Source organism: Micromonospora sp. DSM 43699 (assembly GCF_055517075.1).
In genome coordinates this window covers 109286-127293 of the sequence record NZ_JBTMMT010000001.1, presented here as the reverse complement: position 1 = coordinate 127293, position 18008 = coordinate 109286, and the positions used below count along the sequence as shown (strand labels likewise).

Annotated in this window: 15 protein-coding genes; 13 read left to right on the top strand and 2 right to left on the bottom strand. The window is 74.2% G+C overall.

The features are described from left to right. Nucleotides 1–178 precede the first annotated feature (178 nt). The 13 genes from AC0AIB_RS00590 to AC0AIB_RS00530 all read left to right on the top strand — a co-directional run bounded on the left by AC0AIB_RS00590 (nucleotide 179) and on the right by AC0AIB_RS00530 (nucleotide 15886). A complete protein-coding gene (locus tag AC0AIB_RS00590; protein ID WP_465095791.1) occupies nucleotides 179–1009 on the top strand; it encodes a DUF1684 domain-containing protein in 831 nt (276 codons plus the stop codon). Between the two features lie 31 nt (nucleotides 1010–1040). Beyond that, nucleotides 1041–1580 (top strand): flavin reductase family protein, encoded by a 540-nt coding sequence (locus AC0AIB_RS00585; RefSeq protein WP_328346352.1) that lies wholly within the window; start codon nucleotides 1041–1043, stop codon nucleotides 1578–1580. Between the two features lie 410 nt (nucleotides 1581–1990). Further along, nucleotides 1991–3625: an ABC transporter substrate-binding protein gene (locus AC0AIB_RS00580; protein ID WP_328346354.1), complete on the top strand. Its 1635-nt coding sequence runs from the start codon at nucleotides 1991–1993 to the stop codon at nucleotides 3623–3625. Further along, nucleotides 3622–4551, top strand: coding sequence for an ABC transporter permease (locus AC0AIB_RS00575; RefSeq protein ID WP_328346356.1), 930 nt, complete (start codon nucleotides 3622–3624; stop codon nucleotides 4549–4551). Before AC0AIB_RS00580 ends, AC0AIB_RS00575 begins: the two co-directional genes overlap by 4 nt. 2 nt (nucleotides 4552–4553) lie before the next feature. Then, nucleotides 4554–5447 carry an ABC transporter permease gene (locus AC0AIB_RS00570; RefSeq protein ID WP_328346358.1) on the top strand — a complete coding sequence of 298 codons (894 nt, stop codon included), beginning with the start codon at nucleotides 4554–4556 and terminating at the stop codon, nucleotides 5445–5447. Continuing rightward, a complete protein-coding gene (locus tag AC0AIB_RS00565) occupies nucleotides 5447–7081 on the top strand; it encodes an ABC transporter ATP-binding protein (protein ID WP_328346360.1) in 1635 nt (544 codons plus the stop codon). The genes AC0AIB_RS00570 and AC0AIB_RS00565 overlap by 1 nt, the downstream gene beginning before the upstream one ends. A 16-nt stretch (nucleotides 7082–7097) precedes the next feature. Continuing rightward, nucleotides 7098–8306, top strand: coding sequence for an LLM class flavin-dependent oxidoreductase (locus AC0AIB_RS00560; protein WP_465095790.1), 1209 nt, complete (start codon nucleotides 7098–7100; stop codon nucleotides 8304–8306). 15 nt (nucleotides 8307–8321) lie between these two features. Continuing rightward, on the top strand, nucleotides 8322–9677 hold the full coding sequence (locus AC0AIB_RS00555) for an NtaA/DmoA family FMN-dependent monooxygenase (protein WP_465095789.1): 1356 nt from the start codon (nucleotides 8322–8324) through the stop codon (nucleotides 9675–9677). Continuing rightward, nucleotides 9674–10198, top strand: a complete 525-nt coding sequence (locus tag AC0AIB_RS00550; protein ID WP_328346366.1) for a GNAT family N-acetyltransferase — start codon at nucleotides 9674–9676, stop codon at nucleotides 10196–10198. Before AC0AIB_RS00555 ends, AC0AIB_RS00550 begins: the two co-directional genes overlap by 4 nt. Next, complete coding sequence (locus AC0AIB_RS00545) at nucleotides 10195–11262, top strand: LLM class flavin-dependent oxidoreductase (protein ID WP_328346367.1); 1068 nt, start codon at nucleotides 10195–10197, stop codon at nucleotides 11260–11262. The genes AC0AIB_RS00550 and AC0AIB_RS00545 overlap by 4 nt, the downstream gene beginning before the upstream one ends. 18 nt (nucleotides 11263–11280) lie before the next feature. Further along, a complete protein-coding gene (locus tag AC0AIB_RS00540; RefSeq protein WP_328346369.1) occupies nucleotides 11281–12426 on the top strand; it encodes an LLM class flavin-dependent oxidoreductase in 1146 nt (381 codons plus the stop codon). Between the two features lie 185 nt (nucleotides 12427–12611). Further along, nucleotides 12612–14129 carry a PQQ-dependent sugar dehydrogenase gene (locus AC0AIB_RS00535; RefSeq protein WP_328346371.1) on the top strand — a complete coding sequence of 506 codons (1518 nt, stop codon included), beginning with the start codon at nucleotides 12612–12614 and terminating at the stop codon, nucleotides 14127–14129. A gap of 140 nt (nucleotides 14130–14269) precedes the next feature. Continuing rightward, nucleotides 14270–15886 (top strand): hypothetical protein, encoded by a 1617-nt coding sequence (locus AC0AIB_RS00530; RefSeq protein ID WP_442930712.1) that lies wholly within the window; start codon nucleotides 14270–14272, stop codon nucleotides 15884–15886. Between the two features lie 62 nt (nucleotides 15887–15948). On the opposite strand, the gene AC0AIB_RS00525 is transcribed toward AC0AIB_RS00530, so the two are convergent. After that, the gene (locus AC0AIB_RS00525) at nucleotides 15949–17364 is read right to left on the bottom strand and encodes a DUF6297 family protein (protein WP_328346375.1); all 1416 of its coding nucleotides are present in this window, start codon (nucleotides 17362–17364) and stop codon (nucleotides 15949–15951) included. Between the two features lies 1 nt (nucleotide 17365). Further along, a complete protein-coding gene (locus AC0AIB_RS00520; RefSeq protein WP_328346377.1) occupies nucleotides 17366–17983 on the bottom strand; it encodes an ABC transporter ATP-binding protein in 618 nt (205 codons plus the stop codon). Between the last annotated feature and the right edge of the window lie 25 nt (nucleotides 17984–18008).

The window sequence follows — 18008 nt, the reverse complement described above, 5'->3', positions numbered from 1 at the left end:
GCCGCCCAGCGCTGTCCCGGACTGTCCGCCACCGTCTGACCGTCCGTGCCGCCGCCTGCTGGTCGCCGGCCTGCGCCGGCCGGTGGCGGTCCGCGACGTCGGGCCCGGTGCCGCGCCCGGCCCCGACGCCGGTCCCGATCCGCCGCCACGACCACCTCACCCGACCCGGGGAGCTCACATGACCGACGCAGCGCACGACATCGGGCCCTTCGTCAGCGACTGGCGGGACTGGCACCGGCGGCACGAGGAGACGCTGGCCGCACCGTACGGCTTCCTCGCCGTCACCGGTCTGCACTGGCTCACCGCCCGGCCGCAGCGCTTCCCCGACCTGCCCGGGCAGTGGCACACCGGCGACGAGGGGGTGGTCGTCACCCTGGCCGGGGGCGAGCAGCTCACCGTCGACGGTCGGCCGGTGCGGGGCCGGCACGGGTTCGGGCCGATAGCCGAGCGTGGTGGGCTCACCGTCGGGATCGAGGGCGGGGTGTTGGAGGTGGCCCGTCGCGGCGGGCGGGACATCCTGCGCCCCCGCCGCCCCGACCATCCACTGCGCACCGCCTTCCGGGGCACCCCGGCATACCCGCCGACACCGCGCTGGGTCCTCGCCGGGCGGTACGTGCCGTTCGACACGCCCCGGCCGACCACCGTCGGTGCGGCGGTGGAGGGGCTCGAGCACGTCTACGACGCCCCCGGTCGGATCGAGTTCAGCGTCGACGGGGTGCCGTTGCGGCTGACCGCGTTCGACGGCTTCACGCCGGGCAGCCTGTCGGTGCTGTTCACCGACGCCACCTCCGGCGTCACCACCTATCCGGCGAACCGGGCGCTGGCCGTCGACGCCCCGGACGCCCAGGGCCGGGTGACGCTGGACTTCAACCGGGCCGCCAACCTGCCCTGCGCGTACACCGACTTCGCGACCTGTCCGCTGCCGCCGGTGGAGAACCGCCTGCCGGTCGCCGTCGAGGCCGGCGAGAAGATCCCGTACGAGCGGCACGCGCCCGCCGCCCGGCCGTGACCGTCCGATCCGTCCGCAGGAGGCCCGTCAGATGACCGTGCCCGACCATCTCCCGCCGCCGGTCGAGGCCGACGCGGACGCGCTGCGTACGCTGCTGCGCCACCAGGCCAGCACCGTCACGGTGGTCACCGCGCCCGGTGCCCCGGCGGTCGGCTTCACCGCCACCTCGTTCACCTCGGTGTCGCTGGCCCCGCCGATCGTCTCGTTCTGCCTGAACGTCGGCTCGTCGAGCTGGTCGACGGTGGCCCGGACCCGGCATCTGGCCGTGCACCTGCTGGCCCACCACCAGCAGGAGTTGGCCCGCACCTTCGCCACCAGCGGTATCGACCGGTTCGCCGCACCGACCCGGTGGCGGGTCGGGCCGGAGGGTGTGCCGATCCTCGACGACACCCTGGCGTGGCTGCTCTGCCGGGTGGTCGAGCGGGTGACCGTCGGCGACCACGCGATCGTGCTCGCCGAGCCGGAGCTGATCCGGCACAGCGACGTCGGATCGCCGCTGCTGTACCACCGGGGCCGGTACGCCGGTCTGGCCGGCGGCCCGGACGGGGCGTCCCGCCGTCCCGCCGCCTGACCGTCCTGCCGCTCGATCGACGCGCCGATCCCGCCGGGCGCAATACCTGTAAATCCTATAGCCTTAGTATGCAATGCGTCAACGGATCGATCGCTCCACGTGCGATAGCCGACATCCGACGCGTGTTTCGTTGACATCACCGGCGCCACGGAGGTGGACTCGGCCCATGTCCAGCGAGCTGCGGCTGACGATCCGCGGCCACATCGACTTCGGTCGGGTGTGGTCGAGTTCCTGTCTGGCCTGACCCGGCACCCACACCCGTACCCGACGCGCCGTACCGGCCCGTCGAGGTGGGGCTCACCGCCGAGCTGACCGCCGCACTGTTTCCGACACCCTCCACCGGCCCGCGCCCTGTGCCCGGCCGGTTGTCGGCGTACCCACTCCCGCCTGTCTGGACAGGAGACCCCGTCATGTCCGTCCGCCCCCTGCGGACCCTCGCCGTCGCCGCCGTGCTCGCGCTCGCCGCCGGCTGCGCCACCGCCACCACCCCGGCCGTCGAGGCCGCCGGGCAACCCCGCTCCGGCGGTGCCCTCACCTGGGCCGTGGAAACCGAACCGATCACCCTCAACCCGCACCAGTACGCCCAGGCCAAGGCCCGCCTGCTGGTCTGGAACAGCTTCGAGTCGCTGCTCACCTACGACAGCCAGGGCAAGCTGGTGCCCTGGCTGGCGACCGGCTGGCAGGCCACGCCGGACGGCCTGAGCTACACCCTGCCGCTGCGCGCCGGGGTGACCTTCACCGACGGCACCCCGTTCGACGCCGCCGCCGTCAAGGTCAACCTCGACAAGCTCCGCGAGCCCGGGTACGCGCCGGCGGTCGCCGCCGTGCAACTGCGCAACCTCCGGGCCGTCGAGGTCGTCGACCCGCGCACCGTACGGCTCACCCTGACCGCCCCCGACGTGCTCATCCTCGACTTCCTCGCCTCCCCGCAGGGTGCCCAGGTGTCGCCGAGGTCGCTGCGGGAGGCGAAGAACCTCAAGGCCGGCGGCGTCGACGTCGTCGGCACCGGGCCGTTCGTGCTGGACCGCTACGTCCCCGGCCAGGAACTGCACTACCGGCGCAACCCCGGCTACGACTGGGCCCCGCCCACCGCCACCCACACCGGCCCGGCCCACCTCGACGAGATCACCTACCGGTTCCTCAAGGAGTCCGCGGTGCGGGTCGGCGCTCTCACCTCGAACCAGGTACAGCTCATCGAGGGCGTGCCCGCCACCGACCAGCCACTGATCACCGGCAACCCCCGACTGCGGCTGACCCGCGAGCTGAACTCCGGCTCGGCCTACTCGTACTACTTCAACGTCTCCCGCGCCCCCTTCGACGACCTGCGGGTCCGGCAGGCGTTCCGGGAGGCCCTCGACGTCGACACCGTGCTGGCCTCGGTCTACCGGGACACCGCCACCCGGGCGTGGAGCGTGGTCAGCCCGTCCAGCCCGCTCTACGACAGGCGGCTGGAAGGCGGCTACGGCGGTGACACCGCCAAGGCCAACAGCCTGCTCGACCAGGCCGGCTGGAAGACCCGCGACGCCGACGGGTACCGCACCCGGGACGGCCGGCGGCTCACCGTACGGCTGGTGCAGGCCGCCCCGTACGTCCGGGACCGCCGCGACGTGCTCGCCCAGGCCGTACAGGCGGCGGTGAAGCAGAGCGCCGGCATCGACCTCAGGGTCTCCCTGGTCGACCAGGGCACCGCCCAGCAGGCGTTCGAGCGCAACGAGTACGAGGTCTTCGACAACTCCCGCGCCGACACCGACGCCGGAGCGGCGCTGAACCTGCTGCTGCACTCCGGGGGCGGCATCAACCGCGCCCGGATCAACGACCCGCAGCTCGACAGGCTCCTGGAGGCCGGGCAGGCCACCGCCGACCCGTCCCGTCGGGCCGCCGGCTACGCCGAGCTGCAACAGCGGGTCGTCGCGGAGCAGGCGCTCGCCCTGCCGCTCTACGCCCCGGCCGACCAGATCGCCGCCAGCACCACCGTGGGCGGGGCACGGTTCGAACCCACCGCCGGGGTGCCGGCCAGCGCGTACGACCTGTGGATCGCGCGATGAGCCTGCTCCGGGCGGTGCTCCGCCGGGTCGCCACCGGCCTCGTCGTGCTCTGGGTCGCCGCCACCGCCGCCTATCTGGCGCTGCTGGCCGCGCCCGGGGACACCGTGGACAGCATCGTCGCCGACGGCGCGGACACCCCGCAGATCCGCGCCCAGATCATCGCCGAGTGGGGCCTGGACCGGCCGGCGGTCGTCCAGTACCTCGACTACCTGTGGCGGCTGGCCGGGGGCGACCTGGGCCGCTCCTACCTGCTGCAACGTCCGGTCGCCGAGGTCATCGGCGAGCAACTCGCCCCCACCGCGACCCTCGCCGTCGCCGCCGCCGGACTCGGGGCGCTGCTGGCCGTCGCGATGGCGGTCGGCACCGCCGGCCGTCGCCGGCGCTGGCCGCGCCGGGCCAGCTCCGGCGTCGAACTCCTGCTGGTCTCCACCCCGCCGTTCCTGATCGGCATCGTGCTGCTCAGTGTGCTGTCCTTCCGGTACGGGCTGTTCCCGGTCTCCGGCGACCAGGGGACCGCCGCCGTGGTGCTGCCGGCGGTCACCCTGGCCCTGCCCATCGCCGGCCTGCTCGCCCAGGTGCTGCGCGACGGCCTGGACCGGGCGCTGGACGAGCCGTTCGTGTTGACCGTCCGGTCCCGGGGGGTGCGGGAACGGGCGGTGCTGCTGCGCCACGCCCTGCGGCACGCCCTGTTGCCGGCGGTCACCCTCGCCGGCTGGCTCTTCGGCATCCTGCTCGGCGGTGCCGTCATCGTCGAGCAGGTGTTCGGCCGACCCGGTCTCGGCCAGGTCACCCTGAGCGCGGTGACCAGCAAGGACATGCCGGTGGTGCTGGCCGTGGTGACGCTCTCCGCCGCCGTCTACGTGCTGGTCAACACCGCCGCCGACCTGACCCACCTGCTCGTCGACCCGCGCCTGCGAAGGAGCTGACGATGACCGTCACCCTGGGTCCCACGCCCACCGCCGTCGCGGCGGTCCCCCTCGGCGTCGATCCGCCCGCCCCGGCCCGCCGACGGTGGGGCCGGCCACGACCGGGACTGCTCGCCGCCGGGGCGTACCTCGTCCTGCTGGTCGTCGCGGCGGTCCTCCCGGCGCTGCTGGCACCCGGCGATCCGCTCGCCGCCGACCCGCGCGCCGTGCTCACCGCCCCCGACGCGGCGCACTGGTTCGGCACCGACCACCTCGGCCGTGACGTCTGGACCCGGGTGGTGCACGGTGCCGGGCACTCGCTGACCATCGGTCTCGCCGCGACCGCGATCGCGGTCACCGGCGGGGTGCTGCTCGGACTGCTCGCCGGGCTGGCCCACCGGTTCGCCGACGAGGCGCTCAGCCGGTCCTTCGACGCGTTGTCGGCGTTCCCGCTGCTGCTGCTGGCGCTGCTGCTGATCACGGTCGCCGGCCCCGGCACGGCCAGCCTGATCGTCGCCATCGGCATCGCCACCCTCCCGCACCACGCCCGGGTGGTACGCGGACAGACCCTGCTGGTGCGCCGGGCCGGGTACGTCGAACAGGCGGTCAGCTTCGGCCTGTCCCGGCCCCGGCTGGTGCTGCGGCACGTGCTGCCCAACGTGATCGGCCCGGTCCCGGTGCTCGCCGTGATCGGGCTCGGTGAGGCGATCCTGGCCGCCGCCGGGCTCAGCTTCCTCGGCCTCGGCCCGCAGCCACCGTCACCGGAGTGGGGCGCGATGCTCTCTGAGGGCCGCAACTACCTGCAGGTGGCCTGGTGGATGACGGTGCTGCCGGGCGCGGCGGTCACCGCCACGGTGGTGGCGCTGACCGTGGTCGGACGACACTGGCAGGTCCGCTTCGACGGGCGGCAGCCGTGATGGCCCCGCTGCTCACCGTGGAGGACCTGCACGTCACCTTCGACACCCCGACCGGCCCGGTGGAGGCGGTACGCGGCATCGACCTCACCGTCGGGGCCGGCGAGTGCGTCGCGGTCGTGGGGGAGTCCGGCTCGGGCAAGAGCGTCACCGCCCGTACCCTGGTCGGTCTGGCCGGTGACGGTGCCCGGGTCCGGGCCGCCCGGCTCGACCTCGCCGGCCGGGACGTGCGGGCCTACCGACCACGGGACTGGCGGCGGGTGCGGGGCCGGCTCGCCGGGCTGGTGGTGCAGGACGCGCTGGCCTCCCTCGACCCGCTGCGCACCGTCGGCGCGGAGATCGGCGAGGTGCTCGCCGCGCACGACATCGTCGGTCGGTGGGAACGCGCCGGCCGGGTCACCCACCTGCTCGACCAGGTGCACGTGCCGGAACCCGGCCGCCGGGCCCGGCAGTACCCGCACCAACTCTCCGGCGGGCTGCGGCAGCGGGCGCTGATCGCCTCGGCGATCGCCGGCGAACCCGCCCTGCTCATCGCCGACGAGCCGACCACCGCGCTGGACGTCACAGTGCAGGCGCAGATCCTGCGGCTGCTCGCCGAACGGCGGGCCACCGGGGTCGGGCTGCTGCTGATCAGTCACGACCTGGCGGTGGTCGCCCAGGTGGCCGACCGGGTCCTGGTGATGCGAGACGGCCGGATCGTCGAACACGGTCCGACCGGGCGGGTGCTGCGGGCCCCGCAACACCCGTACACCCGGCAGTTGCTTGCCGCGGTGCCGTCGGCCACGTCACGGGGGCGTCGGCTCGGCGAACCGGCCCGGGTCCGCGACGGCTGCGCGGTGCCGGCGCTGGGGCGTACCCCGCTGCCGGCGCGGCCCGCCGTCCGTCCGGACGACACCGTGCTGGCCGCGGTCGGCCTGACCAGGCGGTACGGCCCGCACACCGTCGTGCGGGACGTCTCGTTCAGCGTCGCCCGGGGCGAGACGCTGGGGCTGGTGGGCGAGTCCGGCTCCGGCAAGAGCACGATCGCCCGCCTCGTCGCCGGCCTGCTCGCCGCCGACGCCGGCACCGTCACCTTCGAGTCCACCAGGTGGTCCGGGGTGCCGGAGCGGACCCGCCGTCCGCTGCGCCGACGGATGCAGCTGATCTCCCAGGACCCGTTGGGCTCCTTCGACCCCCGGTACACCGTCGGCCGGCTCGTCGCCGAGAACCTCGACCCCGGGCCGGACCGGAGCGACCGGGTGGTCGCCCTGCTGCACCGGGTCGGCCTCGGCCCGGAGCTTGTCGACCGGCACCCCCGGTCGCTGTCCGGCGGGCAACGGCAACGCGTCGCCATCGCCCGCGCCATCGCCCCCCGGCCCAGCCTGATCATCTGTGACGAACCGGTCTCCGCCCTGGACGTCTCCGTCCAGGCCCAGGTCCTCGACCTGCTGGCCGAGCTGCGGGCCGCCGACGGCACCGCCCTGCTGTTCATCTCCCACGACCTGGGCGTGGTGCACCACCTCGCCGACCGGGTGCTGGTCCTGCACGACGGCGCGGTGGTCGAGCAGGGTCCGGTCGGCGACGTCTTCAGCTATCCCCGGCACCACCACACCCGGTCCCTGCTCGACGCGCTGCCCACGCTCGTCACCGCCGGCTGACCGTAGGAGGAGAACCATGCCCGATCCCACCCTGCACCTGGCCGTCGCCCTCGACGGCCTCGGTTGGCACCCCGCCGCCTGGCGGCTGTCCCACGCCGACCCGGCGGCGCCGCTGTTCCCCCGCTGGTGGGCGTCCCTGGTCGGACAGGCCGAACGGGGTGCCCTGGACCTGGTCACCATCGAGGACTCGCTTGACCTCCAGTCGTCCCTGCCCGACGGGCCGGACGGCCGGGTCGAACAGGTCCGGGGCCGACTCGACGCGCTGCTTGTCGCCGCCCGCATCGCCCCGCTGACCCGGCACATCGGGCTCATCCCGACCACAAGCGTCACGCACACCGAACCGTTCCACGTCTCCACCGCGGTGGCCACCCTCGACCACGTGACCGGCGGCCGGGCCGGCTGGCTGCCCCGGGTCTCCGCCCGCCGCTCCGAGGCCGGACACTTCGGCCGGCGGAACCTGCCCCCGCTGGATCCGACCCGGCTGGCCGAACCGCAGCACGCACGGCTCGTCGGTGACCTGTTCGCCGAGGCCGCCGACGCCGTCGAGGTGGTCCGCCGGCTCTGGGACAGTTGGCAGGACGACGCGGAGATCCGCGACGTCCCGACCGGCCGGTTCGTCGACCGGGACCGGCTGCACTACACCGACTTCACCGGTCGGTGGTTCTCGGTCAAGGGGCCGTCGATCGTGCCCCGGCCGCCGCAGGGGCAACCGGTGGTCGCCGCGCTGGCCCACTCGACGGTGCCGTACGCGTTCGCCGCCCGGCACGCCGACGTCGTCTTCGTCACCCCCACCGACGCCGGGCACGCCGAGGCCGTCGTCGCCGAGGTCCGGGCGGTGGAGGAGACCGTCGGCCGGTCCGGCCCGCCACTGCGGATCCTGGCCGACCTGGAGGTGCTGATCGACGACACCCCGGCCCTGGCCCGGCGGCGTCGGACCCGGTTGGACGAGCTGCACGGCGCGGAGTTCCACGCCGACGCCGCCGCCTTCACCGGCAGCCCCGGGCAGCTCGCCGACCTGCTCGCCGAGTGGCGTCGGGCCGGGGCGGACGGCTTCCGGCTGCGTCCCGCCGTGCTGCCCGACGACCTCGTCACGATCACCAGGGCGGTGGTGCCAGCGCTGCGCGACCGGGGCCTGTTCCGCGCCGGTTACCCCGGTGGGACGCTACGCGACCTGCTCGGCCTGCCCCGGCCGGACAACCGGTACGCCGTCGCGGGCACCGACTGATCCCAGGAGACACCCATGCCCAAGCAGATCATCCTCGCCGCGCACTTCCCCGGGGTGAACAACACCACCGTGTGGAGCGACCCGGCCTCCGGCAGCCACATCGACTTCGCCTCCTTCGTCCACCTGGCCCGCACCGCCGAACGCGGCAGGTTCGACTTCTTCTTCCTGGCCGAGGGGCTGCGGCTGCGCGAACAGCGGGGCCGGATCCACGACCTGGACGTGGTGGGTCGACCGGACACCCTCACCGTGCTGGCCGCGCTCGCCGCCGTCACCACCCACCTGGGTCTGGCCGGCACCCTGAACACCACCTTCCGGGAGCCGTACGAGCTGGCCCGGCAACTGGCCAGCCTGGACCACCTCTCCGGTGGCCGGGCCGCCTGGAACGTGGTCACCACCTCCGACGCGTTCACCGGGGAGAACTTCCGCCGGGGCGGCTACCTCGACCGGTCGCTGCGCTACGAACGGGCCGCCGAGTTCGTCCGTACCGCCCGGCAGTTGTGGGAGTCGTGGCCGGCGGACGCGGTCGTCGGCGACCGCGACGGCGGCCGCTACGTCGACGAGGCCGATCCGGGGGTCTTCGCCCACCGCGGCGACCAGTTCGACATCGCCGGGCACTTCACCGTGCCGCGCAGCCCGCAACTGCACCCGGTGATCCTCCAGGCCGGTGACTCGGGTGACGGCCGGGAGTTCGCCGCGTCCAGCGCCGACGCGATCTTCTCCCGGCACGGCACCCTGGCCGACGGTCAGGAGTTCTACCGGGACGTGAAGGCCCGGCTGGCCCGCTACGGCCGCAACCCCGACGATCTGAAGATCATTCCGGGGGTGACCTTCGTTCTCGGCGACACCGACGCCGAGGCCCAGGAACGCGCCCACCACATCCGCCGCCAGCAGGTCAGCCCGCAGACCGCCATCCTACTGCTGGAACAGCTCTGGAACCGGGACCTGTCCGGGTACGACCCGGACGGCCCGCTGCCGGCCGAGGACCCCGACGTCTCCGCCGACGCGATCAGCCGGGGCCGGGCGGGGATGTACCCGGACCCGGTCGGCACCGCCCGGCAGTGGCGGGCGCTGGCGCAGGAGAAGGGCCTCGGCATCCGCGACCTGATCATCGAGGTCACCGGCCGGCAGTCCTTCGTCGGCACCCCGCAGCGGGTCGCCGAGCGGATGAACCACTTCGTGCAGTCCGACGCCGCCGACGGGTTCATCCTGGTGCCGCACCTGACCCCGGGCGGACTCGACGAGTTCGTCGACCGGGTCGTCCCGCTGCTCCAGGAACGCGGCGTGTTCCGCACCGAGTACACCGGCACCACCCTGCGCGACCACCTCGGCCTGCGGCCCGCCCGCCCGCTCACCCGGGTCGGTGCGGCATGACCGGCCCGCAGACGTCCACCCCGGTCACCGTCTGCCGGCTGCGCTGGGACGACCCGGACGCGGTGGCCCTGCGGGCGGCGATGACCGGGGAACTGCGCCAGCGCTACGCCGACCGTCCGCACGACCCGATCCACCTGCCCCCGGCGCGGGTGCTCGCCCCCGGCTCGGTGGCCTGGACCGGGGTGGCCTACACCGCCGACGCCCTCCCGGTCGGCCACGCCGCGCTGCGCTGGCACGGCGTCGACCTGGAACTCAAACGGATGTACGTGGTGCCCGCCCACCGGGGGCGGGGCGTCGCCGACCAGCTCCTGGACGCCGCCCGCGAAGCGGCCGGGCAGTTCGGCGCGGGCCGGATCGTGCTCCAGACCGGCGACCGGCAACCCGACGCGGTCCGCCGCTACGAACGCGCCGGCTACCGGCCGGTCCCGGTCTTCCCGCCGTACGACGCGTTGCCCTACTCCCGCTGCTACGCCCTGGTGGTACGCCCCGCCTCCGCACGGAAGGCCCCGGTCCCGGCATGAAGTTCCTGCTGATCACCCTGATCACCCACCTGCCCGACCCGGTCACCGGACGACGCCGGAGCACCACCGAACGGTTCCGGGAGGTGGTCGACACGGCAGTGCTCGCCGAGGAACTCGGTTTCGACGGCTACGGCGTCGGCGAACGACACGAACGCCCCTTCATCTCCTCCTCCCCGCCGGTGGTGCTGAGCCACATCGCGGCGCGGACCCGCACCATCCGGCTCTTCACCGCCGTCACCACGCTGAGCCTGCTCGACCCGGTCCGCGCCTACGAGGACTACGCCACCCTCGACCACCTCTGCGACGGTCGGCTGGAACTGATCATCGGCAAGGGCAACGGCACCGCCCAGGCCCAGCTCTTCCACGTCACCGCCGAGGATCAGTGGGACCGCAACCGGGAGGGCTACGAGCTGTTCCGTCGGCTCTGGCGGGAGGACCGGGTCACCTGGTCGGGCCGGTACCGACCGGCGCTGACCGAGGCCGAGACCTGGCCCCGTCCGCTGCAACAGCCCATCCGGGTCTGGCACGGCAGCGCCACCAGCCGGGAGTCGGTCGACCTGGCCGCCCGCCACGGCGACCCGATCTTCTCCGCCAACGTCACCAACCCGGTCGAGCCGTACGCCGAGCTGGTGCGCTACTACCGGCAGCGGTGGGTGCACCACGGCCACGACCCGGCGGACGCCCTCGTCGGGGCCGGCACCGCCGGCTTCTACACCGCCCGGACCTCGCAGGAGGCGGTCGAGACGTACCGGCCGATCTTCGAGGCCCGGCTCGCCGCGTTCCGCCGGCTCGGCGTCGAACCGGTCTTCCCCACCATCGAGGACGCCGTGGCCCGCAGCTCCCTGCTGGTCGGCAGCCCGCAGCAGATCGTCGACAAGGTGCTGCGCTACCACGGGCAGCTCGGCCACGAGGTGATGCACCTCCAAGCCGACCACGACGGGCTGACCGAAAAGGCCCACCGGCTGAGCCTGGAGCTGTTCCAGGCCGAGGTGGCGCCGGTGCTGCGCCGGGAGATCCCCAGCCGTCCCTTCCGTCCGCCGGCGACCGCCGCCGCACCACGCTGACCAGAAACGGGGAATCCGATGTCATCGACCGCACTGTCCGTGCTCGACCTGTCCCCGGTGCCCGCCGGTGGCACCGTCACCGACGCCCTGCGGCACACCGTGGACCTGGCCCGCCGGGTCGAACAGTTCGGTTACCGCCGCTACTGGCTGGCCGAGCACCACCTGGCCGCCGGGGTGGCCAGTGCCGCCCCGGCCGTGCTCATCGGGCAGGTCGCCGCGGCCACCAGCGTGCTGCGGGTCGGCTCCGGCGCGGTGCAGGTGGGTCACCGCACCGCCCTGTCGGTGGTGGAGGAGTTCGGCACCCTCGCCGCCCTCCACCCGGGTCGCATCGACCTCGGCATCGGCCGGTCCGGCCAGCGTCGGGCCGAGGCCGCCCAGGAACCCGCCGCGCCCCTGCCACCACCGGCCGAGGCCCGGGTGGTCGACGGGCTGCTGATCCCCGCACCTTTCTCCTTCGCCCACCTCGTCGGCGCACCCCGGTACGCGCTCGCCGCCGCGCTGCTGCACCAGGCCGGTGCTCAGCCGCCCGCGTTCGCCGGGCAGCTCGACGACATCCTCGCGTTGCTGCGCGGCGACTACCGGGACGCCGACGGCCTGGACGCGCACGCCGTCCCGGGGGAGGGGGCGGACCTCCAGGTGTGGCTGCTGGGCAGCAGCGGTGGGGAGAGCGCCCGACTCGCCGGGGCGCTGGGCCTGCCCTTCGCCGCCAACTACCACGTCAGCCCCGCCTCGGTGCTGGACGCGGTCGGCGCCTACCGGGCCGCGTTCCGACCTTCGGCGGCGCTGGCCGAGCCGTACCTGGTGGTCTCCGCCGACGTGGTGGTCGCCGACACCGATGCCGAGGCGCGTCGGCTGGCCGTGCCGTACGCGCCATGGGTGCGCGGCATCCGCAGCGGCGGGGGCGCGATCCCGTACCCGAGTCCCGAGCAGGCCGCCGTCCTGCCGTGGACGGACGCCGACCGGCAGCTCGTCGCCGACCGGGTGGACACCCAGTTCGTCGGCGCGCCGGAGACGGTCGCCGCCCGGTTGCGCACCCTGCGGGACGTCACCGGCGCCGACGAGCTGCTGGTCACCACGATCACCCACGATCACGCCGACCGGGTGCGGTCCTACCAGCTGCTGGCGAAGGAATGGGCCCAGTCCGGCGACGCCGGCCGGGCCTGAGGTGCGGTCGGCTCGCTCACCCCGGCCCGGACGGGACCACGTATCGGGGGTGTCCGGGTCGGGGTGTCGCGTCAGCTCATCGCACTGAGCAGGCCGGTCTCCGGCTGGGTTCGTCCGTGGCCGCGGCTTTCGCCGGGGCCGGGCTATATTGACGTCAGTCGCTTGCTGCTCTGGAGGTGTCTGACGTGAGAGCCCGTTCGATGGTGGTGGCGGCGGTCGTGGCGGGGCTCGCGGCGACCGGCGCAGGCACCGCCACGCTCGCCGGTGCCGCCCCGGCCGCCCAGGCACCGGCCGCGGTGGCCCTGGCCACCGGTGACTTCGACTTCACCCGCCCCCAGGTGGTGGCCACCGGCCTGACGGTCCCCTGGGGGATGGACTTCCTGCCCGACGGCAGCGCCCTGACGGCGCTGCGCAACTCCGGCCAGGTGGTGCGGGTCCGCCCCGGGCAGGCCCCCGAGCAGGTGGCCCAGGTCTCCGGCGTCAACGCCACGGGCGAGGGCGGGCTGCTCGGCCTCGCGGTCTCCCCGGGGTACGTCCAGGACGGTTACGTCTACGTCTACCTCACCACCGCCACGGACAACCGGATCGTCCGCTTCCGGCTCACCGCGCCCCAGAACCAGGAGCCGGTCCTGACCGGGCTGGCCCGGTCCAGCATCCACAACGGCGGGCGGATCGCCTTCGGCCCGGACGGGATGCTCTACGCCGGCGTCGGCGACGCGGGGCAGACGGCCAACGCGCAGAACCCGCAGAGCCGCAACGGCAAGATCCTCCGGATGCGGCCGGACGGTTCGGTGCCATCGGACAACCCGACGGCCGGCTCCCTGGTCTACAGCCTCGGGCACCGCAACGTGCAGGGCCTGACCTGGGACGCCCAGGGCCGGCTCTATGCCGCCGAGTTCGGGCAGAACACCTGGGACGAGGTCAACCTCATCGTGGCCGGCGGCAACTACGGCTGGCCGACGGTCGAGGGTCGGGCCAACGATCCCCGGTTCCGGGATCCGCTCGTGGTCTGGTCGACCGCCGAGGCGTCCCCGAGCGGCGCGGCGATCGCCGGCAACCGGCTCTTCGTCGCCGCGCTGCGGGGTACCCGGCTGTGGAACGTGCCGCTCACCGGGACCGGTGGGGTCGGCACCCCGACGGCCGAGTTGACGGGCGCCTACGGCCGTCTGCGCACCGTCGAGTACGGGCCGGACGGCTGGCTCTGGGTCACCACCAGCAACCGGGACGGGCGCGGCACCCCGGCGGCCACCGACGACCGCATCCTGCGCTTCCCGCCGAGGGACACCGCCACCCCGCAACCGACCACTGCCCCGCCGACGACCGCCCCGCCGACCAGCTCGCCCACGACGCCCCCGCCCACCACCACCCCGCCCGGCACGCCCCCGCCCGTCTCGTGCCGGGTCAGTTGGCAGCCCAACCAGTGGAACGGCGGGTTCACCGCCGAGGTGTCGATCACCAACCTCGGGTTCTCGGTGACCGGTTGGACGTTGACCTGGACCTTCGGTGCCGACCAGCGGGTCACCAACGCCTGGAACGCGCAGGTGACCCAGTCCGGGGCCGCCGTCACCGCCCGTAACGTCGCCTGGAACGGCGACCTGCCGCAGAGCGGCACGGTCACCTTCGGCATCCAGGGCACCTTCGGCACGAGCAACCCGCGCCCCACCGCGTTCCAGTTCAACGGGGGTGTCTGCCTGGTCCAGTAACCCGATCTCACGGTCAGCGTCGACGGCGGCCGGGGTCGGTCGAACCGGGGCAATGTGCCGGATTCGCCGACGCCGGGCCCCGTTCCGGTGGAGCCTGCGAGATGTGCCATCGCGTACGGCTGCCGCGGAACGGGGTGATCGTGAACCGGAGGTTCGTCGGGCTGTTGGTGCTGACCAGCGTGTCGCCGATGATCGAGGCCGCCGTGGTCGTCCTGCTGGGCTTCCGGGCAGCCGAGGCGCTCCCGCCGCAGGTCACCGCCGTCTGGCCGTACGACACCTACCACGATCTGCGCTGGCTCTACGTCTACCACCGGTCGTGGTGGGAGTTCGTGCTCTGGCTGTGTTACGTGTTGGTCGCCCGGGGCCTGTTCACCACCGGGCTGGTGGTGCTGGCCTGGCCGGCCGGGATGCGCAGGCCGTCGGTGTGGTGGCTGCTGCGGCGCAACGTCGGGCTCTCCGTGCTGGTCGGCGGTTTCGTCGCACCGTGGGCGGCGATCTCGGTGGCGGCGTCGGTGGTGGCGCTGTCCTGGGTGCTGCTGGCGTCGCTGCTGCCGATGTTCCTGCTCGCGCCGTTCCTGCAACGGGCCGGCGTGGTGGAGCACTGGTGGCGGGGGCTGCCGTCGATCTCACTGATCGGCTGGTCGCTGCTGAACTTCGTGGTGCTCACCCTGGCCGGGGCGCTGTGCTGGAGGGTGCCCGGCTGGTGGACGGTGCCGGTGGCCGGCGCGGCGGGGGCATTGAACGGGCTGCTGTGGAACCGGACGATCCGGGCGGCACTGCTGCCGTCGCGGGTGCGCTGGGCCCGGGTGCCGGTGACTCCGCTGGCGGCCCTGCTGGCGTTCGCCGTACCGCTCGTCATCCCACCGCTGACGGATCTGGTGCCGGGCAACGAGCCGTGGATCAAGACGGCCGTGCTCGACCGGCCGCTGCCGTCCGAGGTCACGCACGCGGTGATCGTGCTCACCGGCTACGGCTCGGCCTACGGGGGCGAGCAGCCGGCCGACCCGCGGGTGCAACGCTTCTCCTACCGGGGGCTGGGCCCCGACGGCAGGCCGCTGGCATACCAGCCCCGGGACACCACGAAGTCGATGGCGGACAGCGTGCGGCTGCTCGGCCAGCAGGTGGAACGGCTGCACCGGCGTACCGGACGGCGGGTGGCGCTGATCGGGGAGAGCGAGGGGGCGATGGTGGCCCGCACCTACCTCGCCCGACGCCCCGATCCGGCGGTCGACGCCCTCGTGATGTTCAGTCCGTTGATCTTCGCCGGCCGGGCCTACTACCCGCCCCCGCACCACGACCAGGGGTGGGGGGTGGTCACGGGGTGGCAGTTGCGGGCCGTCTTCGCGCTGGCCGGCGTCGGCAGCGGGCCGGACGAGCCGTTCATCCGTTCGCTGCTCGACGACGCGCCGTTCTACCGTAACCAGCTGATGTGTCCCGTGCCGGGGGTCCGGATGGTCGCCTTCCTGCCCACCGCGACGGCCACCGAGGCGCCCCCGGGCGAGTACACCCGGATTCCGGTGGTCCAGATTCCCGGGGTGCACGGCGCACTGTTGGACCGGCGGCTGCTCCAGCAGCGGCTGATCGACTTCCTCCTCGGTAAGCCGATCGCCCAGACCAGGGTCGAGTATCCGCTGCTCCAGAGCTTCGCCGCCGCCTGGCAGGCGCCGCCGCTGCCGATCGCGGCGAACCCGGCCTGGGCGGGCAACCGGCAGCCCGATCCGGCGTTCACCGGAAAGGTCTGCCTGCCGGCCCGGTGACTGTCCGGACCGGCCCTGTCACCCCACCCGCCGACCCGCAGGCCGCGCGCCGGCCGCCGTGGTCAGCTCCACAGCAGTTGGACGACGACCAGCGCGGCGACCAGATCAGGGCCGCGCAGCACCTGACGGACCAGGTCGACCGGCATCATCGCGAAGGGGGTGTTGACCATCGCCCCGCCGTAGCGCATCGGTGGGCGGGTGCCGGCCCAGAAGGCGGCCGTCACGACCCCGGGCAGCAGCACCGCGTCGAGCGGGCCGGGGACCGACCGTAGGGCGGGCAGGGTGGCCAGGTACCACAGCGTGGCCCCGACGCCCGGCAGGACCAGGTGCGTCAGTCGCAGCAGGATGTCGTTGCCGCCGAGGGACCGCCGCAGGCCCGGTGAACGGCTCACCGCGCGGAGCCCGCCGGTGAGCAGACCCGTCGCCAGGTACGCCAGGATCACGTGTGCCGGGCCCGCGGCCGACGGCAGCGCCACCGCGACGGCGTACATGGTCAGCAGCGCCCCGGCCCAGCCGACGAGGGCGCCCCGACGCCGGGACAACCGGCGTACCTCCGCCTGGAGCAGCACCGGGAACCGGCCACCGGGGCGGAACCGTCGGCCGCGCACCAGTCCGACCGCGCGCCACCGGCGGCTCTCCACCAGCGCGGCGAGCAGCGACGGATCCAGCAGCACGGCGGCGGTGGTGGCGGCGTTGGCGAACTGCGCCCCCGTGGTCAGCGCCGCCCGGTCCACCCGGGCGAGCTGCCGGTGCGCGCGGACGGTCGACGCCACCGCGACCGGCAGCAACGCCAGGCCGACGCCGGCGGTGAGCGGTACCGGTGGCAGCGGGAGGGACCACCCGACGGCGTGCCCGACCACCACCAGCACCGCGATCGCCGCACCGACGGCGGGCAGACCGACGGTGAGCAGTCCCGCCCAGCGGGGCGTGGCGCGGGCGCTCTGGGCGATGACGGCACACCCGGTCGCGGTGGCTCCGCAGGTGAGACCGGCCAACGCCGACCAGCCCAGGTCGGCGGGGCGGTCGAGGCCACCGGCGAAAGCGGCCGCCACCGCCAGCAGGCCCGCCCCGGCGGTGACGCCGCCGACCAGCCCGCCGAACCGGGGGAGCAGCCACGCCCGGCGGTCCACCGGAGAGCTGACCAGCCAGGTCTGGGTAGCGGGGGTGACCAGCAGCGGTCCGATCAGCCGCAGCCCCCACCAGGCGAGTCCGGCCCCCGCCGTCACGGCGGCGACGGCGATCCAGTACCGGTCGCCCGGGTCGGTCCGGGTGACCTGTGGGGCCGCCAGGTGGTCGCGGATCGCGGCGACCGCGAACCAGCCGTACAGGGCGACGAACAGGACCACGACGTAGGCGTCGGTGAGCACCTCGCCGAGCGAACCGGGATGGTGCCGGCGGCGGGCCCGTCGCAGCCGGGCCCGCAGTTCCCGGGGTGCGGGTCCGACCACCGGCGGTGGGGAGGTCCTGGTCGACGTCACCTCAGCCGCCGATCTCGACCCGCCGGTCGGCGACCGCGTCGATCAGATCGGTGTCGTGGGACGCCATCAGCACCGCCGTGCCGGCCGCCTTCTCCCGCAGGAGCCGCTGCGTCAGCCAGGCCCGGCCCCGGACGTCGAGGCGCTGCTCCGGTTCGTCGAGGACGAGCAACCGGCGCGGGCGTACGAAGCAGGAGGCGAGGGCGAGGCGGCGGCGCTGGCCGCTGGAGAGGGTCGCCGGGAGTTGGTCGCGGGCCGGTTCGAGACCGAGTTCGGTGAGCACCTCCGCGACCGGGTCGGCGGTGCCGCCGTGGGCGTAGGCGACCAGTTCGAGGTGTTCGACGACGGACAGGTCCGGAAAGAAGTCGACGTCGTCGAGGGCGGCGGCGACCGCCGCGCGGACCCGGGGGTCGGTCTCGTCACAGCGGCGGCCGTCGAGCAGGACCTCGCCCTCGTCGGGGCGGTCCGCCCCGACGACGCAGCGCAGCAGGGTGGTCTTGCCGGCGCCGTTCGGGCCGACGACGACGGCGACCTGCCCCGCGTCGAGCTGGAAGCGCACGTCGTCGAGGACGACCAGCGCGCCGAACCGGCGGATCAGCCCGCGTACGGCAAGGATGCTCACAGTTGCCCACTGTCGCACGCGGGCC